A 20,586-nucleotide genomic window follows, 5' to 3' on the forward strand; every position below is an offset into this window, starting at 1 on the left:
TCCCGAGGGCCGTTTTTCGCCGGCGCTTAAATTTTGTTTCAGTTAGTATATTGCCGCCGTTTACCGCCGCCCGTATCCAATGCGCCGAGCGGCGGGCGCGGCGGAAGGCTGAATATTTTTACTGCAAGCCGCCGCTTCTCCTGCTCTCCGTGTTTTTGCAGAACTTTTTGCCGGCCCCTTGACTGTGGTACGAATCCGTACTATAGTTCTGCGCGAGGTACGAATTCGTACTAAGGAGGATGACGTTATGGCTGACGGATACGATTTGGTGCGCCGGCTTGGAATGGCGGCCGTCAAAATGGACGGAGCTTATTACAAGTGCGCGAAGAAGCTCGGCATAAACGAAAATATGCTCGACCTTCTCTACGCGCTCGACGACGGCGCACCGCACACGCAGAAGCAGGTCTGCGGCGACTGGCTGATACCTAAGACCACTGTGAACACGAACGTCAGGGAGCTCGTCGCCTCGGGACGCGCGGAGCTGCTTCCCGCGGAGGGGCGCGAAAAGACGATACGGCTCACTGACGAGGGCCGCCGCTTCGCGGACGAAGTCATGCGCGGCGTCCACATGGCGGAAGAGGCGGCGCTCGCTAAGACGGTCGAACGCTTTTCCGCGGAGTTTATCTCCGCGCTGGAATATTTCGCGGACTGCTACGGCGCGGAGGTGGAGCGTCTGGCGGAGCGCTCCGGAAAGGAGAGGCCGCGGTGAGGACGGATATACATAATTTCTTCACCAAGACGCGGCCGTCGCGGCTGTTTCTCGCGGTCGCGCTGCCTGGCGCCGTCAGTATGCTCGCCTCGTCTCTGTACGCCTGCGTCGACGGAGTGCTCGTCGGGCGTTTCCTCGGCTCTACGGCCTTCGCGGCGCAGAGCTTTATATTTTCGTTTGTGGTGATAAATTTCGCGCTCGCCGACCTCATAGGCGTCGGCTCCGCCGTGCCTATATCGATAAGCCTCGGGCGCGGCGACGACGAGCAGGCGAACAACATTTTTTCATGCGCCTGCGCGATGATAGTCGCCGCGGGGGCCGCCGTCGGCGCGGCGCTTTTTTTCGCAGCCCCGCTCATAGCGGAGCTTATGGGCGCCGAGGGCGAGCTGGCGCGCCTCGCGGTGGAATACCTGCGCGTTTACGCGATCTGTTCGCCGCTTACGACGATAATCTTTGCGGTTGACAACTATCTGCGGGTCTGCGGCTATGTGCGCGGCAGCATGGCGCTGAATATCTTCATGTCGGCGCTGAGCTGCGCGCTGGAGTTCCTGTTCTTAGGCGTCTTCGGCTTCGGGATATGGGGCGCGTCTCTTGCGACCTGCCTCGGTATGATGATAAGCGCGCTGATAGCATTCACTCCTTTCTTCTTCGGCAGGGCGCAGCTCCGCTTCCGCCGCCCGCGCTTCAGCCTCTCGATGACGCGGCGCATAATCGCCGCAGGCGCGCCGAACTTCCTCAACAACATCGCCGGGCGAGTAACGTCGATAATGATGAATATGCTGCTGATACGTCTCGGCGGGCCGGACGCGGTGTCCGTCTACGGCATTCTTATGACGATAGAGTATCTCGTGCTCGCGCTCTGCTACGGCCTCTGCGACGCGCTGCAGCCCGCAGTCGGCTACAACTGGGGTGCGGGGCGCTACGGGCGCGTGAAGTCGATTGAAAAATACTGCTTCGGCTCGAGCGCGGCGGTCTCTCTCGCGTCGGCCGCGATCATATTCCTGTTCCCGGCGCGGATAGCGTCTATCTTCATCGCAGACGCGAGCCCCGCATTTATGGAAATGGCTGTCTGGGCTATGCGGCTGTTCAGCGCGACGTATCTCCTGCGTTGGTTCTCCTTTGCGACACAGAGTTATATGCTCGCCGTCGAACGCCCCGCCGGGGCGACCGCGATATCGCTCTCGACCGCGTTCATATTCCCAGTGCTGCTGATATTCCTGCTCCGCCCGCTCGGCCTCACCGGCCTCTGGCTCAACTTCGCCGGCACGGCGCTGCTCGCGGCTCTGCTCTCGCTCGAAGTCCTGCGCCGTTTCAAAAAAGAGCTGCGCGGCATAGCGCTGACGCGGCTGCTGAAAAAGTCCGCGAGGCAGTGAAAAACCACAAATCTGAAGGCGCGGCGCTGAAATCCGCGCCTTTTGTCTTTAATACGGTATCCTGAAATAATCCAAGTAGGTTTTGAATCTGTCCTGCGCGGTCAGGCAGGTGTCGCGAAGCCGGCCGCGCTCATGTTCCCATTTGCTTAAGCCGCGGTAGTAGTACATCCGCAGGCCGTCGTCGATGATGAATGGGACGGCGCCGTGGCGCAGACATTCCTTGAAGAGTATCAGCCTCCCGACTCTGCCGTTCCCGTCCTGAAACGGGTGGATACGTTCAAAACGATAGTGGAAGTCGAGCAGGCAGTCGAGCGTCTTAGCGCCGCGCGCGCCTTCGTACCCGGCGAGCAGCCGCTTCACGCGCTCCGCAGTCTCCTCCGGCGGGGCCGTCTCCACGCCGCCTGCGTCGTTCGGCAGCTTCTTGTATTCGCCGGCGGCGAATAGGCCGCGGCGGCTCTCCGAGGTTCCGCTTTTCAGTATGAGGTGGAGCCGTTTTATCAGCGCCTCGCTGAGCGGACGGCGCGCCTGCTCGATTACCGCGTCGATGCAGCGGAAGTGGTTCGCCGTCTCTATCACGTCGTCTGCGCGCACCGGGCCGCCATCCGTCTCGAGCGTGTTCGTCTCGAAGATGTACCGCGTCTGCTCGTGCGACAAACTTCCGCCTTCGATGTGGTTGGAGCTGTAGGTCAGCTCTATCTGCACCTTGTGATATATGCCGCCGGAGATCCCGGCTTTCTTCTCGCGTTTCAGCGTTTCAAGCAGGCCGATTTGCCGCGCGGCGCTTCCGTTCGCGCGCTGAGGCTTTTCAGCGTCCTCCGGCAGTTTCCACGCCGCGCCGCAGCGGACGGCCCCAGCGACGCGCCCGAGCGAGCAGTAATTGCGCACGCTGCGTTCGGAGATTCCCCATTTCGCCGCAGCTTCGGCGGCCGTCATATATTTCACGCCGCGCGCCCCCCTTTTCGTCCTTTATGGCTATTATATATGCAGACGGCAAAAATTTTTAATTTTTATATTGTTATTACAAAATTTTGCCGTTTGCGCGGCGCGGACAAAAAACAAAGGTAAGGGGCGCGCCCTTCCCTTTGCTGTGATTTTTTCGCTTTTACAGCAGCCCTTCCAGGAACGTTTCCGGGCTTTCGTTTTCCGGCAGTTCTTCGTGCGTCAGGGTTTTCGTTATCTGCCCGTCGCTCATTATGACGAAGCGCGCGGCCAGCTTCGCGGCCTGCGCGAGGCTGTGGGAGACCATTATTATCGGGATGGTTTTTTCAAGCTCTTGCAGCAGCGTTTCTATCGTTTCGGCGGAGCGGCGGTCGAGCGAGGCCGTCGGCTCGTCGAGCAGAAGGATGTCCGGCTCGAGCGCGAGCGTGCGCGCGAGGCACATTCTTTGCTGCTGGCCGCCGGAGAAGCTCGACGCGGCGTCGTTGAGGCGGTCTTTCACCTCGTCCCAGAGCCCGGCGCGGCGCAGGCTGCGTTCCATGCGCTCCGCCGCCTCGCGCTTTCCGAGGCCGAGCGTCAGCTCGAGCGGCAGCGTTATATTTTTTTTGAGCGAGAGCGGCAGCGGGTTCGGAATCTGGAAGACCATGCCGGCGCGCCGGCGTATCTGCGAGGGCTCGGGCGAGCCGTCCCCGTATATGTCGGTCATTTCGCCGTTTATGAGCAGTTTCGCGCTTCCGCTTCCTTCGTAGCCGTCGAAGCATTCGTTGAGCCTGTTCAGCGAGCGCAGCAGCGTCGTCTTGCCGGAGCCGGAGCGGCCCATCAGCACCGTTATCCCGCGGCGCGGAAATTTCGCCGTTATGCCGTGGAGCACTTCGGATCCGTTGAATGAGACGCGCAGCCCTTCCACTTCGGCGCAGTTTTTAGCAGCGTTCATTTATTTGACACCCCTCCAGCGGCGTTCCATGCCCCTCTGACAGAGCCACGCCGCGCCCATCAGCAGCGCGGAGAGCAGGAGCAGCACGAGCGCCGCGCCGAAGCCGCAAAGCAGCTCGTTCTCGTCCATGTACTGCGCCGCCGTGTAGTATATGAGAAAAGGCAGGGCCTCGAACTTCGCGCCGAGCCCCGCCGGCATTCCTGAATTGACCACGACGCCGGTCAGCATGATGACCGCCGTGTCCTCCGCCGCGCGCCCCATCGCGAGCATCACGCCGCCCAAAATGCCGCGTGCTGCGGCGGGAACGAGCAGGCGGCGCAGTATCTGTCCCTCGGACAAACCCAGCGAGGCGCCGGTAAAATAAAGATTAGGCGGCAGGCTCTCGACCGACGAGCGCGTAGTCACGACCAGCGACGGCATGACCAGCAGCGCCATGCAGAAGGCGGCGAGGAATATGCAGGTCGTCGCCCCGGGCGCGAAGGTATGCCGCAGAACCAGTATGAGCACGAAGCCGAAAAGCCCCATCACTATCGACGGCACGCTCGCGAGCATATCCACCGCTAGCGACAGCCGCTCTTTAAGCTTACCGCGCGCGAACCGCGCGAGGTAAAGGCCGAAGCATATCCCGGGCAGCGCCGCCATCAGCATAGTCAGCGCGACGAGGCAGAGCGTCCCTGCGAAAGCGGGCCAGATGCCATCCCAGACGGGACGCAGGCCGAGAATAGCGTCGAGCGGCTTCGTGTCGCCGAAGAAAAGCTGCGGTCCGAGCACGGGGAAGCCCTTCTCCGCGATGAAAAATATCAGCGCCCCGCAGCATCCGGCGACGTAGGCCGCCCCGAAGAACGCGAGGACGCGGAGAAGCGTGAGCTTAGCCTTCACGGCGCTTCCTCCCGCGCAGCGTGCGGAATATAAGGTTCGCGCCTGTGCTGAGCGCGAGCAGGATGCCCCCCGCTGCGAAAAGCGAATAATAGGCCGTGCCGCCGACGTCCGACGAAAGCACCAGGCCGATGTGCGCCGTCAGCGTGCGTATAGCCGCGAGCGGCGAGACGGGATACTGCACGGCGTTGCCGGCGAGCATCGTCGGGATCATCGTATCCCCCGCCGCGCGCCCGAAGCCGAGCAGCGCCGCGCCCCAAAGCCACTCGCGGCACGACGGCAGCACGACGAAGGCCAGATGCTCCGCGCGCGAAAGTCCGAGCGAGGCCGCCGCCAGCCTGCTTTCGCGCGCGGCCTGCTCCACCGCGCCGTCCATGGTCAGCACCATAGTGGGCGTAATCAGCAGAGCTAAGATAAAAGTGGCCGTCATCCACGAGAGACCCGAGCCGCCGAAACCGTCGCGGATGAACGGGACTAGCAGGAACACCGATGCGAAGCCGTAGACGACGGTGGGTACGGCGGTCATCATGCGGAGCAGCGATAAAAGCAGCGCCCCGCTGCGTTTTCCGCCGAAGCCGTGGATATAGCAGACGCAGCCGAACGACACCAGCCAGCCCAGCGCGAGCGCCGAAAGCGAAAGCGCAGCCGTCGCCGCGATCATAGGCAGAATGCCGAAACGATGCGCCTCGGGCTTCCAGACGGAGCTGAACAGCTCGCCGCCGCTCATATAGAAGCCCTCGGCGGCACAGAAAATAATAAAGACGAAGACCGACGCCAGAAGCGCCGTCACATAAGCCGCGGAAGCGCGGAGCAAAAAAGGAGCTTTTCTATCTGCAGTCATGGCGCGCGAAAAGCGCGAAGCGCCGGAAAACCGGCGCCCCGCTGAAATTTCGTTACTTCCTCGGAATGGGGATATAGCCCGCGGCGCTGATTATCTCCGCGCCCTCAGGCGAATAGATGTAGTCGATGAAGAGCGCGGTCAGCCCCTGCGGGTCGCCCTTCGTGTTCATGAAGAGGTCGCGGACGACGGTGTAGCTTCCGTTCGCTGCGTTCTCCTGCGTCGCCGTCATGCCCTCGAGCTTCGGGGCCTTCACGGACTCGTCTATGTGGCCGATGCCGACGTAGCCGATGGCGTTCTTGTCCTTCGCGACGGCGGTCTTCATAGCGCCGTTGGAATTGACGACGTTGGCCGAAGCAGCCACGTCGCCGCCCTTGATGGCCTTATCGGTGAAGACCTCGCGCGTGCCGCTGCCGTCCTCGCGGATATAGAGATTGATCTGCGCGTCCTCGCCGCCGACCTCTTTCCAGTTCGTTATCTTGCCGGCGTAGATGTCCGCGACCTGCGCGAAAGTCAGCTCTTCGACCTTGTTCGACGGATGCACGACGACCGCTACTCCGTCGATGGCGAACGGGAACGTCTTAAGCCCGTACTTCTCCACCTCTTCGGCCTTAAGCGGGCGTCCGGTGTTGCCTATCTCGACGAGCCCCTCGCCGACCTGCTTCACGCCGACGCCGGAGCCGCCGCCCGCGACGGTGATGCGGATGTCGGGATTGACGGACATGATGCGCTTGGCCGCCTCCTGCATCACGGGGATGTGCGCCGTGCCTCCGGCGATGTCGATCTTCCCCTTCTGACCCTTGAAAGCGTCGAGCGGAGCCGCGGCGCAGGCCGAGGCGGCGAACAGGCATATCAGCGCCCCGAGAAGAAACCTCTTCATTCTCATAACAACAGCACTCCTTTTAAGATATATATTTCGCGCGGCGAAAAGCCGCAGCGCGGCAAACGTAAACGGCGCGCGGCAGACCGCGCGCGCGGCGTGACTATGGCATGGGAAAGGTTATTGAAGCGGAGCGCGCCCTAAAGAAAAGATGGACGGCGCGAAAAGACGACGCCGGCGCCCGCGCAATGCATCCCGTGCATTTTGCCGCCGCATGATCACGTCATCCATTCCCACCGTCCTTCCAAATCGTTACATAAAATTTACGTTGAATGATACCACATTCGCGCCGTTATCGCCATTTAACTGCGAAAAACCGACGCAGCGCAGTAAAACATAAGCGCCCCCGCGGCACCGCCAACAGGATCACCTCATAATAATCAGCAGAGGAGCCGCCGCTTATCCCGTCATTCCGCGCTCCGACGTGGAATCCAGCGGCTTCTGCTTCACGCGCCCCAATTCGCCAGCCCCTGCGTCAAGAGCGGCGGCGTTGGCTGCGCTTTGAGCTTTGCCGCCGCTGTGCGGTTTTGCCGATTTTTTGCGTTTTTCGGTTTTCGCGGTTCGCATCGGGGTATAATAGGGGTATTTAATATGAAAGGTAAGGTTTTGCTTCGGAAATGCCAAAAGATAAACGTGAAATAACAAGTTCGGCTACGCACCTCGCGGGCGCACTGCTCGCCGCGGCGGGACTGGCGAGGCTCGCGTACGTCGCGTGGAGCCGGGAGGAAGGGACTGCGGCCTTCGTATCGGTGCTCGTCTTCGGCGCGAGCATGGTCCTGCTTTACTGCACGAGCTCGCTCTACCATTGGTGCTGCGCCGTCCACGCGCGCGCCGCCTCTTTTATGCAGAGGCTCGACCACATGGCGATATTCCTGCTCATCGCCGGGACTTATACGCCTGTCTGCGTGCTGCGGCTGGGCCGGCCGGCGGGGTGCGTGATGCTTGCTCTGGTCTGGGGCGCGGCGGCCGCCGGGTTCGTCATCAAGATTTTCTGGATGCGCGCGCCGGTGTGGGTCTCATGCGCCGTCTATCTCGCCATGGGGTGGCTTGCGGCCTTTTTCATCGTTCCGCTGTGGCGCGCGATGTCCGCCGCCGAAATGGCGTGGCTCGTCGCTGGCGGCCTGCTCTACACGGCGGGTGCCGTGATCTTCGCGCTCGAACGCCCGCGCCTGAAATTTCGATGGTTCGGCCCTCACGAGCTGTTCCATCTTTTCGTGATGGGCGGCTCGCTCTGCCACTACGTCACGATTTCCGGCTGCATCGCGTAAGCGGAGCTGAGCCGGCGGCGCGCGGCGTTGCGGCGCGCGGGCAGAGCCGAACGATTAGCGGCGTGACGAGTGAGGCGGACGCGTCCCGGGGGGCCGGGGCGCGTTTTTTTATGCGCGGCCTCCGGTGCGCCGCCGCGCAGCGTTTTTACTTTTCAAAAAAATCCGCCGATAACGCAAGCATCCTGAGCCTTGTGGAACGTCGCCCCCACTCCGTCCCGAACGCCGAGGCCGAGGCGTACCGAAGCGGCATAGGCGCGGCGCATGACGGAGGCCGCGCATAAGCCGTCAGCCGCGGCGCTTTGTCCTGGCACATGAGGTCTGAGGGGCGGCGTAAATTTATATATGAGGCTTAACGCGCTGCAAAAGCCCTCGTCCCGTCCCTATTCCGGCGTGTTGAGGCGTTAAAAAGAGTGTTTATGTTTTGATGTATATTGACCATAATCGGCAGCCTCTTTTGCCTGATGCCGGACGCGCGCGAAGCCGCGGCGATTCGTCCGGCTTTGCCCTCGGCGCTGGGTTCGCCGCGTAGCGCGCCCCTCCGCGCTTTCGTTTCGCGCCGTCCCGTTCGGCTTTCGCGGCGTATTCCTGTTTATGTATTAAATATAAAATTATATTTTTTAATATCGTAATCATAAAAAAACGCTTGTTATTGACTGACACTAGCGGCGAGGCTATACTTGCGGTAGGTAATTTACACGCATAGAACAGGCTTATATTTTTCACATTTCATGACGAAAGCGGGGCGACGCCATGAGTTTCTCGGAAACTATAAGACGATACCGGAAGGAACGCGGATGGACGCTTGAAGCGTTGTCGAAGCGCGTCGATTTGTCCGTCGCCCAGCTCTCGAAGCTGGAGACCGGGAAGTCGGAGCCGAGCATCGACAGCCTGCGCAGGCTCGCCGCAGTCTACGGCGTCGCGGTCTCCGCTTTGACGAGCTCCGAGGGGCGCGAGCCTCTTTCACCCGTGCGCAGCGGCGGCGGCTTCGTCGTTATGACGGGCGAGGGCGGAGACGTTACGCTGCGGTTCCTCACGATGCGGCGCAGCGCCAGGATGCAGCCGGTCGAGGCCGTCATGCCGCGCGGCTCTAAGCTCTGTCCTAAGCAGCTCGCGCCTGGCGACACCTTCTTCTACGTCGTGACGGGGCGCGTCAGTTTTTATTACGGCGACTGCGAGAGCTGCGAGATGGGCGCGGGCGATTCGCTCTATTTCGACGGATTCGTGCCGCACCGATGGGAAAACGAAGGAGAATCGGAGGCCGTGCTGGTGCTGTGCGGCGACATCCCTTCCGCGTAAATCCGCTGATCCCCGCCTCGCGCGGGGATTTGCCTTGTCTTCCGGCGAGATTGACTTAGAGCCGGCTTCAAGTGCTATCTTTTAATACAGCGAAAGGTTTACGAGACTTATCGGCCCGAAAGGAGAGAGTTTTATAAATGGACGGCGGCGAAGGCGATGGGCGCGGAAGAGGCCTCTAAGCCCGAAGACTTCATCACGGCGCTCGCGGACCTTCAGCGCGAATGCGGAGCGGACGGCCTCAAAATGTCCGGCTGCGTCACCGCTCCCTACGAATTTGAGAAAATGGCGAAGAACGCGATGGATTCCATGTGCTGGCTCTTCGTCGGCGGCCGCGTGGAACTCCCGATAGAAGACTGCGCGGAGATATACAAAAAATCCTACAGATAAGAGGCGCATGGCAATGGCTGATTTCAAAGAAAGCCTTATATTCCCTGCGGGGGAGAGATTCGACAACAAAAACTTCAGCGGCGAGGTCTGGCTCAAAATGCTGACCGAAGGCGCGTGCCCGATAGCGAACGTGACCTTCGCGCCCGGCTGCCGCAACAACTGGCACACCCACCGCGGCGGGCAGATACTGCTCGTCACCGCGGGGCGCGGCTACTACCAGGAATGGGACGGCGAAGCGCGCGAGCTGAAACCCGGCGACGTGGTTGAAATCCCCGCCGAAGTCAAGCACTGGCACGGCGCGGCCCCCGATTCGTGGTTTTCGCACATTGCGATAGAAGTACACCCCGAGCTTGGTCCCGCGACATGGCTCGAGCCGGTATCCGACGAAGTCTACGGGAAACTGAAGTAACTGGGTAATTTACCAATTTATCATTCCGCTCTTTATCGGTAAAAGAGCGGATATTTTTGCCCTGCGTGCTTTACGCGCAGGGCGACAGCATTTACTTTTTTTTAACTTTTATAACATGCTGTTAACTTGCCAAAGAAATGTAAGGGAACTGCTAGTTAATTATGTCGCGCTCCGACGCGGTAATTAGGTGTCATTAAATACGGTCGTTTGCCACGATTAAAGTATCTAAGCATCCTATCAAACTCAGTATGACTGGATTTACGTATTGAATTAAAGCAGGGAGAAGAGTAAATGCTGTCGCCCTGCGGGGCCTGCCCGCTTACTTGACAAAAGATAAAAAGGCGATAGACTGAGAGCCGGCGCGGCTGCTGTCAAATGCCAGTTTGCAGCGTTGCGTGCCTGTTTCCTTTGGAGATAGGAATTTTATATAGCGTCCGCGGAGTAGGGAATTCGGTAAAAAGCCGAAGCGGCCCCTGCCACCGTAATCGGGACGAAACCGCATTCGCCATTGCGTTTTTTGCGAGAAGGCGCGGGAGTAGGATGAACGAGAGCCGGGAGACCTGCCGCGGAGCGTTTGAGGCTTCAATGCGCAGAGGGCGCATAACGGCGGCTTTGCGTGAATTGACGAGCGGGAAGCGCCTTGCGTTCTCCCGCTTAAAATTTACGGTACAGGAGGTCGCCGTTTTGAAGTTGAAGGTTTCGCATATTCTGTTAGTAACCACAATGATGATGTTGCTGACAGCATCTCCCCCATTAGAATATAAACTTTTTGTAATTAAAGCGCACGCGTCCGAAAAGACTATCGATCTGCCGAAAGAAGAAATCAGCGGAAGCGCCGTCGAGGACGATAAGCTTATGCTGTCGCCCGGGTCGGTTACCGTTATACGTCCTCAGGAAATGAAGGGCGAACAAAAAAATCTTCCCGAATTGCTTAAGCAGGTTCCCGGGCTTCATGTGATAGAACTGAAAGGACGCGGGGCTTATACCACCGCTTCGGTCCGCGGGAGTACATCGTCTCAGGTTTCCGTGTACGTTGACGGCGTGCTGATGAATTTAGGCAGCGAAGCAGCCGTAGACCTTTCCGCCATACCTGTAGAAAACGTAGAGAAAATAGAGGTCTACAGAGGATATATCCCCGCGAGGTTCGGCGGCGCTTCGATGGGCGGCGTCATCAATATCGTTACTTTGAAGCCTGAAGAAGCGGGCGGATCTCTCAGCGCAGGGATAGGTTCATACGGGCGCTTCCGCGGCGGCTTCACTTACAATATGCCGCTTGGAGGCGGCGCCATGCTGGCCTCAGCGAATTATGAGCGCAGCGACGGCGATTTCGACTATTGGAACGACAACAATACGCCGTATACGCCGACCGACGATTACAAAGCCGATAGGCGGAATAACGGGTATAAGAATTCAGACGTTCTGGTCAAGTGGAGCGACGACGACTGGACTGTGGAAGGCGGATGGAAACGCAGCGACAGAGAGCTGCCGTACGCCGCGCCCGGGGCGGATAAGCCGAACAGCCCGCCAGGCGCGCGTCAGGTCGTAGACCAGTGGAACGCCGTCGTTTCAAGGAGAGGCGAGCTCGGCGATCTCAGCTATGGAGTACGTTTCGAATACCTGTATCAAACCAAAGAATACGACGACCCGGAAAACATGCTCGGCGGCTGGGGCGACCAGCACAATAAATATGAGACGCGCCGCTTCGGCGCGGCTTTTGACGGGGCGCTTCCGCTCGGCGAGCGCCATATGCTTGAATTCCTCTGGAATTATTATAACGAAGAGCTTCATACGAAAGGCGACGTCGTCGCTCTCGGCGGAAGAGAACGCCATACGCGCGATACATGGAACGGACAGCTGCAGGATACCGTCAGCCTTAATAAAAGCGGCGACTTCTGGCTCACTCCTATCGTCAGATGGAATTCCGCCGAGGGAGAAAGCAAATTTTCGTGGGGGGCCGCTCTGACGAAGCGGCTTCCGAACGGCTGGACGGTCAAGCTGACCGGCGGGACGTACAACAGGGCTCCCAATATGTACGAACTCTATGGCGACGGGGCGTTCGTCGTCGCCAGCGAAAGTCTTGAGTGGGAAGAGGGCCGTCAGTACGACGTATCAGTCGCGTGGAAGGGCAATGTCGCCGAGGCCGACGTCACGGCCGAACTGACCTATTTTTACAGGAAGTCCGAAAATCTTATCGACTACATCATGACCAATCCGCGCTACGCGCAGTACAGGAACATCGGCGAAGCGGAAGTCTCCGGCCTCGAGCTGGAAGCGACGGTGAAGCACGGCAGATGGGACGCTTATTTGTCGGCGACATACATGGAGGCGAAGAACAAAACCCCTGGCTACATGTATGACTCGCCTCTGCCGAACCGTCCGAAGTGGGAGGCGCTTCTGCGCGTCGGCAGAAAGATACTGAAAGAAGACAGAGGAACGATATTCGCCGAGCTGCGGCATATAGGAGAGAATTATTACGACATGCGGGGCGAAGTCGGGTGGGACGACCTGACTACATTCGGCCTCGGTTTCAAATATCAGATAACCGATACTCTAAAGCTTGTAGCCGGAGTCGACGATCTGTTCGACGCAGGGTCGGACGTGCTGCTTTTCGCGACCGGAAACGGCCCGGAGAGGACGCTCTGGTATCCGATTCAGGGGCGCACCTTCTACGCGACTCTGATCTGGACGTTCTAACCGTTTCACCACGGTTTTGCAGGGTGGTGGTCGTCGGGCGTAATGTTTTTTTTGCCGTCAACGCGAGGTTTTTTGTAAACAGCCGGACTATTTGCCATGTTAGGAAAGGATGATGAAAGATGAAGCGCAGGATTTACACGGCATTTATATTTACGCTGCTCACGGCGTTCTGCCTTGTTTCCGCCGCGTCGGCGGATCTGCTTTATACGAGACAGGATCAGAGCTACTCAAACACGGCGCTCGGGATAATACAGGGAGACGGCTCGCCTGTCAGTCCGCTGGTAAGCAATATGGGCGGAAACGCCGGACAGGGCATATACCAGTTTGTGAACGGAAGCGGAGAATCCAAGATAGCGGTTTCTCTGTATACGATGGGAGGAGCGGGCGACGTCGTCGATATATACAGCCCGGATGACGCAAATTGGGGCAGCTCATCCGCATGGTCATCTCCTACGGAAGTGACCACGTCGCTTGCAAATATCCGCAGGATCGTTTCTTTGGGGAATTATCTTTACGGCATAGCCTACGACAATTATTCCGTGAACAGGATATCCGCTGCGGACGGCGGCTATAAGGAGGACAAGACATACAAATATACGGAATCTGGAAAAGACACTCACGGCGAAGCCCTCGTCGCTTATAACGGCAAGCTGTACGCGATTTTCTCAGTATCGTCAGGCAACGTATGGGCCGGCGGCGCTTATTCGGCAAATAAGCTCGTCAGGTTCGACTCTGAGCTCAACGCCGAACAAACGGTCGAGATGCACGGCAAAAATCTCGACGGCGGCTCGGAAGGCGCGTATACGCTTTCCGGCAATAAGCTGTACGTAGCGACGCTCGGCGGCGTGCAGCAGTTTGATACGAACTGGAATCCCGAATCAAGCATAGAAATCGTGAACCTCGACGATATGTCGGTAACCCGGCCGGTGACCGCCCAGGCGATGAACGATAAGGATTCCACTTTCAAGCATATGTTTAAGGCCGTCGTAGTCGCCGGCGACAAGGTGTACGTACAGGCTGCGAGATGGTCGTCGGAGGATGCGTATAAACCCGGGTACAGCGTCCGTATTTACGAGACTACCGAGAGCGCTCTCGCCTCAGGAAATTTAGGCAAGGTCGTCAAGGAGTTTACGGGGGATACGGGGTGGAAATCGTCTCTGCTCTACGACGCCGAGACAAAAGCCCTTTGGTGCGGCATCGGCTACGACCTCTGGCGTTACGACGGCGGCACATGGAAGCAGTACAATCAGGACTCGCTCGGCGGAATCATAAGCGCTTTCGCCGCAATCACAAAGGAACCGCGATGGGCGAATTTTGCCGACACGTCGTGGTATGACGGCGAAGATGCGGCGTCCGGAACCCAAGACGACCCGTATGTGATTGAGACCGCGGAACATCTGGCAGGGCTCGCGAAGCTTGTAAAAGACAGGGAGTCCACATTTGAGGGCAAATTCTTCGTCCTTGACGCGGATATAGACCTGCAGAACAGGGAATGGCTCCCGATCGGCTGGTTTATGAGCAACGCGAACAACTACGGCTTCGCCGGAGATTTCGACGGCAGGGGACACAGCGTCAAGGGACTTCTTGTAACTAAGGTGTCAAATGCCGGCGGTGAAAGCGATATGCAGTCCGAATGCCCGGCGCTCTTCGGTTATCTCGCGCCTGACGGAAGCGTCAGAAACCTTTATGCGGAGGGCGTCGTAAAAGGCAACAAGGCACAGGGCGCCGCCGTCCTCGTCACATGGAACACCGGGACGATCGACAACTGCGTCGTCTCCGGAGACGTCACGGCGGAGGGTTCGACCAGCCCGGCGCGTTCTTACGCAGGCGGAATATCCGGCGTCGCCGACGGCGGAGTCATCAGCAACTGCGTGTCGTACGGACGCTACACCGCGGAAACCGGCTGGAGCTACTCAGGCGGGTTCGTAGGCTATGCGTCGCAGGCGGCTACGTCCACGTTCCTTAACTGCGTCGGACTCGCGGAAAAGGCAAAAACCGGCATTTGTTCCGGCATGATCGGCGCTAAGGCCGAAAACTGCTACTACCTCAAGGGCGACGGAAGCGACGAGAGACCGACGGCGCCCGGAACGGCCCGCACGGCCGCCGGAATATCCTCCGAATCAGAAGCGCCCGTTTCTGCGGTGCTCTTCGACCCGGCGTCGATGAAGAACGCCGGCACGGCAGGCGAAAACTATACCGTGCGGCTCGCGGCTTATCCGCTGCTTTCGCCTACCGACGGAATGCGGTGCGTATGGAGCTTCGACGATGCCGACGTACAGGTTGTGTCGGCCGAGGGGCTTTCCGCGACGATAAATTCAACAGCGGCCGGGGAGAAATATTTTACGGTAAGCGTAACCGGTATCAACGGCATCGAAGCCGATGATGCCGAAAACGCGATCGTACTGCGCGGCAAAATACAGATAAACGAGAAACCTCCGGTCGCAGAGCCGGACCCGGACGATCCGGACACCGAAGATATGGGCCCGGGCTCTGATCCTGAACCGGCTCCTGATCCCGCGCCTGCACAGGGCGGCGGCGGTGGCGGCGGCGGATGCAACGGCGGGTTTGGCGGAATCGCCTTGCTTGCGTTGGCTTTCGTACCGGCCGTAATAAGGCGGATCGGAAAATAACGGGCGCGGTACATAGATAAACGTACGGCGCAGGCCGTCCGCGGCGAACGATTTTACGGCCGCTCGCCGCGGACGGCCCTTTACGAATACAGCAGTCCGTTCTTTTTTAGATTTAGGAGGGTTAGGAGGAAGCGCCGTGTCCGGCAAGCCGGTAAAAATTATTGCGCTTTTATTATTGTTCGTCGCGTTTTTATTATCTTCTCCCGTTTTGGCGGCCCCGCGCAGAATCGTCTCGCTGAGCCCCGTCGGGACGGAGATTTTGTATATGCTGAATCAGGGGGGCAATGTAGTCGGAGTAACCGATTTCTGCGACTATCCGCCCGAGGCCCGGCGGGTTCCGAAAGTCGGAGGCTTTACCGGCATATCGCTGGAAAATCTGATTTCGATGACGCCAGATCTCGTCGTTCTTCAGGATATACACGAGGAGCTCGCCTCAAAACTATCCGGGCTGGGCGTCCCTTACGTCATGGCCAAGCAGGAAAGCGTCGAAGACGTTTATCGGTCGATACTCGCCGTAGGCGCGGCATGTTCCGCCGGCGAGCTTGCGGAGCGGCGCGCGGCAGATATCAAATCGTCGATCGCCTTAATCGCCGAAAAAACGGCGTCTTTGCCGAAGCGAAGCGTCCTTCTCTGTGTTTCCCGCGAGCCCGGCGAGCCGCGGATATCCGCTTTTTTCGCCGCGGGAGGCAAGACTTTCTATGACGAGCTGATTGCTCTTGCCGGAGGCGAGAACGTTCTGAAAAACGCTTCAGCCGCGTATCCGAAGATATCGGCCGAGGGGCTTGTGTCTCTGGACCCGGAGGTCGTTATCGATTTGGCCGGGGATGGCGCATATTATCATTCTTCGGGGAATATCGACAGGGACGCCTTGTTCGCGGAGGAGCGGCTGCGCGGGCAGTGGCTCTCTGGGCCGAAGGTGCGCGCGGTGCGCGGCGGGCGCGTCTCCGTCCTGTGCGGCACGGTATATCTGCGCCCGGGGCCGCGCATTCCGGAGATTCTAAAGGCTTTCGCCGCGGCGATACACCCGGAGGCGGAGCTGTGAGCGCCGCGAAGGCGGTAGACATCCGCGGCCTTTCTCTGTCGCTGGGAGGCGTGAGCGTTCTTAAGGACGTCTCCTGCTCTGTGGAGGCGGGGCGCTTTCTCGCCGTCCTCGGCCCCAACGGGGCCGGCAAGAGCACGCTGCTCAAGTGCGCGGGCGGGCTTGTGCGCGGGTGGAGCGGCGAGGCGCGGATTTTCGGCGAGCCGGTCGCCGCGATGACGCCGCGTGCCGTCGCCCGCCGCGTCGCTTGGGTGCATCAGGGGGGCGGCGAGGGGCTGCGTTACACGGTGCGCCAGTTCGTCTCGATGTCGCGCTTCGCGCTGCGTCCCGTCCTCGGAGGCGAGTCGGCCGCGGACCGCGCGGCGGTCGATGCGGCGCTTGAGACGGCGGGGGCGGCCCGGTTCGCGAAGCGGCGGCTCGCGGCTCTCTCGGGCGGCGAGCGCCAGCGCGCTTTTATAGCCGCGGCTCTCGCTCAGGAGACGGATATTCTTTTTCTTGACGAGCCGACGAGCTTTCTCGACTACCGCGGGCAGGCGGAGGCTCTCGCGCTGGTGGAGCGCCTCAACAGAGACGGCGGCAAGACGGTAGTTATGGTGACGCACGACGTGAATATCGCGCTGCGCTGCGCCGACGAGGCGCTCGCGATGAAGGACGGGCGCTCCGTGTGGCAGGGCAGCCCGCGCGAGCTGACGCGGGGCGGGCTGCTGCGCGAGCTTTTCGGCGTGGAGTTCGAGCTTTTCAGCGGCGCGGACGGGTCGCCTTACGCCTTCCTGACTGGGCCCGCGCGATGAGGGGGCGGCTTTTCGCGGCGGCTCTGCTGTCGCTCGCGGCTCTTTGCGCCGCTCCGTTCTTCGGCGCGGCGGCGGTGGATTTTCACGACGTTTTCGAGGCCGGGACGCCATCCTGCCGTATCTTCTGGGAGATGCGCGTGCCGCGCGTCCTGCTCGCGTGGCTGACGGGTGCGACGCTTTCGGTCTGCGGGCTTATTTTTCAGGCGCTTTTCAGAAATTCGCTGGCTTCGCCCGATATGCTCGGCGTTTCGTCGGGCGCGGCGCTCGGCGCTGTTTTGTATATACGTCTCGGCTTCGCCTCGGCTTTCCTCGGTGTCATCGGCGGCGGGGCGTGCGCGGCCTTCCTCGGGGCCTGCGCCGCGGTTGCGGTGCTCTGCGCCGCCGGGAGTCTCAAGCGCGGCGGGTTTTCCGCCTCCTCGCTGCTGCTCGCGGGCGTCGCGCTGAATTTCCTCTGCGGCAGCCTCAATATGATAGTCCAGTACACGGGCGGCTATACCGATTCTTTCCGTATGATGCGGTGGAGTATGGGCGGGCTGGACGCGATAGGGCCCGGCGCGCCGCTCGCGTCGCTGCCTGCGTTTATTTTCGTCGCTCTAGCGGGCTGGGCCGCCGGCCCGCAGCTCGACCTGCTCGTCTGCGGCGAGGAGCTCGCGGCGAGCCGCGGCGTTTCCGTGCGGGCGCTGCGCCGTTTTCTGTTTTTCGCCGTTTCGCTCGCCGTCGGCGTCAACGTCGCGCTCTGCGGCCCTATCGGCTTCGTTGGGCTGATGTGCCCGCATATCTGCCGCCGTCTGACTGGGTGGGCCGGGCACCGAAGCCTCTCCGTCCTCTGCGTTTTCGCGGGGGGGCTGTTCCTCGTGCTATGCGACGCCGCCGCGAGGACCCTATGGGCTCCGGCGGAGCTGCCTGCCGGCATCATTACTTCGTCGGCGGGAGCACTGTTTTTTATACGGCTTGTGATAAAGGAGGCTGATTAGATGGCGCGGCTCGGATTTCCCGGAGTTTCCCTAGGCGGCGTTTCGTGGGTGGTGTGCGGCGGCTTCGCCGAGAATATGCGCGTCCTTTCGCGTGACGTCGATGATATGCAGTTTGTGCTTTTCGACAACGCTTACGGCTCGAACATCCCGACGAAGGACGAGGTGCGGGCGCTCGCCGAGCTGCGGCGCGAGCTCAGGATGAGCTGCACCGTGCATTTTCCCGAGAACGTCTGCATGTCGCTTGACGTGTCCGAGAGACGGCGATGTGAGGATTCATGTCTGAGGACGATGGGGCTTTTCGACGAACTTGAGCCTTACGCCTACGTGCTGCACCTCTGCGGCGAACGGTACGGAAAGCGCCCGAGCGCCGATATGGAGCGCTGGCGCGAGCTGACCGTCCGTTCCGCAGAACGCATCGCAGGAGCCGCGCGCGACAGAAAGCTTATCTGCACAGAAACTCTCGACTTTGATTTCGACTATATTTGGCCGATTGTCAACGAGGTCGGAATTTCTGCCTGTATAGACATAGGACACCTCGTGATGTACGGCTATCCCGTCGAGGAACGGCTGAGGAAATATCTCAGCGCGGCGCGGGTGCTGCACATACACGGCGTGAGGCCCGACGGGACCGACCACAGCGCCATGACTTATTTCGACAAAGGGCTTTTGTTTAGAGTCCTCGATATTCTCGCCTCCGACGGGCGCCGCCGCGTTATGACGATCGAAGTCTTTGAGGAGGACTACGGCCTGTCTGTAGATTTTTTGAGAAAATTCGCCCGCGAACGGGCAGAGGGGGATTTACATGCTTGATTATATGAATGAAGGCGGAAGCATTATGTGGGCGATCGCGGCTCTGTCCGCAGCGGCGCTCGCCGTAACGATAGAGCGGCTGATGTTTTTCCGCAAAGCCTCGGGAGACGCGGAGAATCTCGAGCGCGTCTTCGCCTCCGCCGTCAGCGGCGGGCACGGCAGAGGCGAACTTCAGTCCTCGCCCGCGTCGCTTTCGCGCCTTTTCTCCGACGCCCTTTCGCAGTGGGAGGCCGGGCGCGAAGACATGAAACTGCTCACCGAGGAGAGCGTCAGGCGCGAGATATACAGATGGGAGCGTCATCTGTTCGTCCTTGAGATTGTCGGCAAGCTCGCGCCGATGCTCGGCCTGCTCGGTACGGTGCTCGGCATGGTGGAGATGTTCGGCTCGCTGCACATGGGAGGGCAGATAAGCGCCGAAGCCGTGACGGGCGGCATCTGGAAGGCGCTTTACACGACGGTCGCGGGGCTTTCCGTCGCGATTCCCGTCATCTTCGTCAACGGCCTGCTCAATTCCAGAATAGACGGCGAGGAGGAGAAGCTGCGGCGCGGCGCAGACTGGGTGATGCGTCTGCACAGGAAGCGCGGAGCATGAGAAGGAATGGAAGGCGCGGCGTCGATATAGACATAACGCCGCTTATCGACGTTCTTTTTATGCTGATTATATTCTTCGTCCTTACCACTTCGTTCGTACAGGGCAAACTAGACGTCGCGCTCCCGCGCGGCGAAGGCGGCTCGGCCGGCACGCGAGGGGCCGTCGTGCTGACCGTCGCCGCCGATAAAAGGCTCTACTGGGACGGGCGCGAGATAAGCAGGGACGAACTCTCCGCGGCCGCCGAGGCCGGCAAAGGGCGCGAAATACTGATAGCAGGGGACGAGGGCGTGCCCTACGGAGACGTGGCCTCGGTACTTTCGCTGCTGCGCGCCGGCGGCGTCGGCTCTGCGGGGCTGCTGATCTCCGGGGGCCGCGCCGAATGAGCGCGGATGAACGGGCGCGATGGAGGATAGCCGCGGCGCTGAGCCTCTGCCTGCATCTCGCGCTCCTTTTAGCGCCGAAAGCCGCGCCGGAACGCGTGCCGCGCGAGAAACCGGTTATGTCCGTGCGCCTCGTCGCTCTGCCTGGGCCGCGCAGCTCCGGCGGCGGAGGAGGCGGCGGAAGCCGCGCCGAAAGCCGGGCCGCCGCGCGCCCGCGTCCCGCCGCTCCCGAACGCGCGGCGGCGAAGCGGCCCGACCCTAAGCCAGAGCCGAGGATAAAGAAGACCGCCGCGGCCGCGAAGCCGAAAGAAACGGCGCCCGCCCCCGCGATAAAGAAAAGCGCCGCCGAACGCACAGAAGAACCCGCGGCCGAGCCGAGGGCGACCGGCGGCGCGCCCGGCGAGGGATATGGCTCCGGCGGAGGCGGAACGGGCGGAGGCACTGGCTCCGGTATAGGCCCGGGCGCGGGCTCCGGCTCGGGAGGGGGAAGCGGCGGCGGCATCGCAGACCTGTCCGAGCTGGAGGTGCTCAAAAAGGTAACGCCCGAATATCCGATCTTTTCACGCAAACGCCGCGAAGAGGGGACGGCGGTCGTGATAGCGCGCATAGAAAACGGCTACGTGACCTCGGCGGGGCTCGAAAGCTCAAGCGGCCACGCACGCCTCGACGCCTCCGCGCTGAAGGCGGTAATGGGCTGGAAATTCAACTGCGCTGGGATTGTCCGAGTGAGGATCCCCTTCGTGTTCCGTATAAAGGGCTGAGCGGGGCTC

At 60.5% G+C, this 20,586-nt stretch carries 20 protein-coding genes, 1 pseudogene and 1 riboswitch; of the genes and pseudogenes, 15 read left to right on the forward strand and 6 right to left on the reverse strand.

Translation table 11 applies throughout. The annotated features are described in order from the left end of the window. The first annotated feature begins 247 nt into the window (after positions 1-247). Both B5F39_RS08175 and B5F39_RS08180 read left to right on the forward strand, forming a co-directional pair. Positions 248-709 carry a MarR family winged helix-turn-helix transcriptional regulator gene (locus B5F39_RS08175; protein WP_087365822.1) on the forward strand — a complete coding sequence of 154 codons (462 nt, stop codon included), beginning with the start codon at positions 248-250 and terminating at the stop codon, positions 707-709. Continuing rightward, positions 706-2,082 carry an MATE family efflux transporter gene (locus tag B5F39_RS08180; RefSeq protein ID WP_204245076.1) on the forward strand — a complete coding sequence of 459 codons (1,377 nt, stop codon included), beginning with the start codon at positions 706-708 and terminating at the stop codon, positions 2,080-2,082. Before B5F39_RS08175 ends, B5F39_RS08180 begins: the two co-directional genes overlap by 4 nt. A gap of 48 nt (positions 2,083-2,130) precedes the next feature. Here the strand turns inward: B5F39_RS08180 and B5F39_RS08185 are convergent, their stop codons facing one another. From B5F39_RS08185 to B5F39_RS08205, 6 genes and pseudogenes are all read right to left on the reverse strand, one after another. Continuing rightward, positions 2,131-2,784, reverse strand: a complete 654-nt coding sequence (locus B5F39_RS08185) for a Fic family protein (protein WP_343217577.1) — start codon at positions 2,782-2,784, stop codon at positions 2,131-2,133. A 96-nt stretch (positions 2,785-2,880) separates the two neighbouring features. Next, positions 2,881-3,024 (reverse strand): annotated as a pseudogene (locus B5F39_RS14715) (helix-turn-helix domain-containing protein); the annotation flags it as partial. Between the two features lie 160 nt (positions 3,025-3,184). Further along, positions 3,185-3,952 carry a phosphate ABC transporter ATP-binding protein gene (locus tag B5F39_RS08190; RefSeq protein WP_087365827.1) on the reverse strand — a complete coding sequence of 256 codons (768 nt, stop codon included), beginning with the start codon at positions 3,950-3,952 and terminating at the stop codon, positions 3,185-3,187. Beyond that, a complete protein-coding gene (locus B5F39_RS08195; RefSeq protein WP_087365831.1) occupies positions 3,953-4,831 on the reverse strand; it encodes an ABC transporter permease subunit in 879 nt (292 codons plus the stop codon). Further along, a complete protein-coding gene (locus B5F39_RS08200) occupies positions 4,821-5,669 on the reverse strand; it encodes an ABC transporter permease subunit (RefSeq protein ID WP_087365834.1) in 849 nt (282 codons plus the stop codon). Before B5F39_RS08200 ends, B5F39_RS08195 begins: the two co-directional genes overlap by 11 nt. Positions 5,670-5,721: 52 nt before the next feature. Then, positions 5,722-6,552, reverse strand: a complete 831-nt coding sequence (locus B5F39_RS08205) for a phosphate ABC transporter substrate-binding protein (RefSeq protein WP_204245077.1) — start codon at positions 6,550-6,552, stop codon at positions 5,722-5,724. 611 nt (positions 6,553-7,163) lie between these two features. Between B5F39_RS08205 and B5F39_RS08210 the strand changes: the two genes are divergently transcribed. The 13 genes from B5F39_RS08210 to B5F39_RS08270 all read left to right on the forward strand — a co-directional run bounded on the left by B5F39_RS08210 (position 7,164) and on the right by B5F39_RS08270 (position 20,577). Further along, entirely contained in the window at positions 7,164-7,814 is a 651-nt protein-coding gene (locus B5F39_RS08210; RefSeq protein ID WP_087365837.1) for a hemolysin III family protein, read from the forward strand. A 750-nt stretch (positions 7,815-8,564) separates the two neighbouring features. Next, entirely contained in the window at positions 8,565-9,110 is a 546-nt protein-coding gene (locus B5F39_RS08215) for an XRE family transcriptional regulator (RefSeq protein WP_087365840.1), read from the forward strand. Positions 9,111-9,266: 156 nt separating this feature from the next. Then, positions 9,267-9,497: a hypothetical protein gene (locus B5F39_RS08220; protein ID WP_087365842.1), complete on the forward strand. Its 231-nt coding sequence runs from the start codon at positions 9,267-9,269 to the stop codon at positions 9,495-9,497. A gap of 13 nt (positions 9,498-9,510) precedes the next feature. After that, positions 9,511-9,906, forward strand: coding sequence for a cupin domain-containing protein (locus B5F39_RS08225; protein ID WP_204245078.1), 396 nt, complete (start codon positions 9,511-9,513; stop codon positions 9,904-9,906). 411 nt (positions 9,907-10,317) lie between these two features. Next, positions 10,318-10,489: riboswitch (cobalamin riboswitch) on the forward strand. 146 nt (positions 10,490-10,635) lie between these two features. After that, positions 10,636-12,600: a TonB-dependent receptor gene (locus B5F39_RS08230; RefSeq protein ID WP_239391196.1), complete on the forward strand. Its 1,965-nt coding sequence runs from the start codon at positions 10,636-10,638 to the stop codon at positions 12,598-12,600. 119 nt (positions 12,601-12,719) lie between these two features. Continuing rightward, positions 12,720-15,230, forward strand: a complete 2,511-nt coding sequence (locus B5F39_RS08235) for a hypothetical protein (protein WP_087365850.1) — start codon at positions 12,720-12,722, stop codon at positions 15,228-15,230. A 136-nt stretch (positions 15,231-15,366) separates the two neighbouring features. Beyond that, positions 15,367-16,272: a helical backbone metal receptor gene (locus B5F39_RS08240; protein ID WP_255376020.1), complete on the forward strand. Its 906-nt coding sequence runs from the start codon at positions 15,367-15,369 to the stop codon at positions 16,270-16,272. Beyond that, positions 16,269-17,060, forward strand: a complete 792-nt coding sequence (locus B5F39_RS08245; protein WP_158095991.1) for an ABC transporter ATP-binding protein — start codon at positions 16,269-16,271, stop codon at positions 17,058-17,060. The genes B5F39_RS08240 and B5F39_RS08245 overlap by 4 nt, the downstream gene beginning before the upstream one ends. Then, the gene (locus tag B5F39_RS08250) at positions 17,057-18,034 is read left to right on the forward strand and encodes an iron ABC transporter permease (RefSeq protein ID WP_087365855.1); all 978 of its coding nucleotides are present in this window, start codon (positions 17,057-17,059) and stop codon (positions 18,032-18,034) included. The genes B5F39_RS08245 and B5F39_RS08250 overlap by 4 nt, the downstream gene beginning before the upstream one ends. Further along, the gene (cbiR, locus tag B5F39_RS08255; RefSeq protein ID WP_087365858.1) at positions 18,035-18,844 is read left to right on the forward strand and encodes a cobamide remodeling phosphodiesterase CbiR; all 810 of its coding nucleotides are present in this window, start codon (positions 18,035-18,037) and stop codon (positions 18,842-18,844) included. After that, complete coding sequence (locus tag B5F39_RS08260; RefSeq protein ID WP_087365861.1) at positions 18,837-19,436, forward strand: MotA/TolQ/ExbB proton channel family protein; 600 nt, start codon at positions 18,837-18,839, stop codon at positions 19,434-19,436. The genes cbiR and B5F39_RS08260 overlap by 8 nt, the downstream gene beginning before the upstream one ends. Beyond that, entirely contained in the window at positions 19,433-19,819 is a 387-nt protein-coding gene (locus tag B5F39_RS08265) for a biopolymer transporter ExbD (RefSeq protein WP_087365864.1), read from the forward strand. Before B5F39_RS08260 ends, B5F39_RS08265 begins: the two co-directional genes overlap by 4 nt. Next, a complete protein-coding gene (locus tag B5F39_RS08270) occupies positions 19,816-20,577 on the forward strand; it encodes an energy transducer TonB (protein WP_087365868.1) in 762 nt (253 codons plus the stop codon). Before B5F39_RS08265 ends, B5F39_RS08270 begins: the two co-directional genes overlap by 4 nt. The last annotated feature ends 9 nt before the right edge of the window (positions 20,578-20,586 follow it).

Source organism: Cloacibacillus sp. An23 (genome assembly GCF_002159945.1).
Taxonomy (GTDB): domain Bacteria; phylum Synergistota; class Synergistia; order Synergistales; family Synergistaceae; genus Caccocola.

Bases quoted from the DNA above. Each gene is read 5' to 3' on its own strand.
- B5F39_RS08175 (WP_087365822.1), top strand. From the start codon at position 248: ATGGCTGACGGATACGATTTGGTGCGCCGGCTTGGAATGGCGGCCGTC.
- B5F39_RS08190 (WP_087365827.1), bottom strand. From the start codon at position 3,952: ATGAACGCTGCTAAAAACTGCGCCGAAGTGGAAGGGCTGCGCGTCTCA.
- B5F39_RS08200 (WP_087365834.1), bottom strand. From the start codon at position 5,669: ATGACTGCAGATAGAAAAGCTCCTTTTTTGCTCCGCGCTTCCGCGGCT.
- B5F39_RS08205 (WP_204245077.1), bottom strand. From the start codon at position 6,552: ATGAGAATGAAGAGGTTTCTTCTCGGGGCGCTGATATGCCTGTTCGCC.
- B5F39_RS08210 (WP_087365837.1), top strand. From the start codon at position 7,164: ATGCCAAAAGATAAACGTGAAATAACAAGTTCGGCTACGCACCTCGCG.
- B5F39_RS08215 (WP_087365840.1), top strand. From the start codon at position 8,565: ATGAGTTTCTCGGAAACTATAAGACGATACCGGAAGGAACGCGGATGG.
- B5F39_RS08220 (WP_087365842.1), top strand. From the start codon at position 9,267: ATGGGCGCGGAAGAGGCCTCTAAGCCCGAAGACTTCATCACGGCGCTC.
- B5F39_RS08225 (WP_204245078.1), top strand. From the start codon at position 9,511: ATGGCTGATTTCAAAGAAAGCCTTATATTCCCTGCGGGGGAGAGATTC.
- B5F39_RS08230 (WP_239391196.1), top strand. From the start codon at position 10,636: ATGTTGCTGACAGCATCTCCCCCATTAGAATATAAACTTTTTGTAATT.
- B5F39_RS08235 (WP_087365850.1), top strand. From the start codon at position 12,720: ATGAAGCGCAGGATTTACACGGCATTTATATTTACGCTGCTCACGGCG.
- B5F39_RS08250 (WP_087365855.1), top strand. From the start codon at position 17,057: ATGAGGGGGCGGCTTTTCGCGGCGGCTCTGCTGTCGCTCGCGGCTCTT.
- cbiR (WP_087365858.1), top strand. From the start codon at position 18,035: ATGGCGCGGCTCGGATTTCCCGGAGTTTCCCTAGGCGGCGTTTCGTGG.
- B5F39_RS08260 (WP_087365861.1), top strand. From the start codon at position 18,837: ATGCTTGATTATATGAATGAAGGCGGAAGCATTATGTGGGCGATCGCG.
- B5F39_RS08265 (WP_087365864.1), top strand. From the start codon at position 19,433: ATGAGAAGGAATGGAAGGCGCGGCGTCGATATAGACATAACGCCGCTT.
- B5F39_RS08270 (WP_087365868.1), top strand. From the start codon at position 19,816: ATGAGCGCGGATGAACGGGCGCGATGGAGGATAGCCGCGGCGCTGAGC.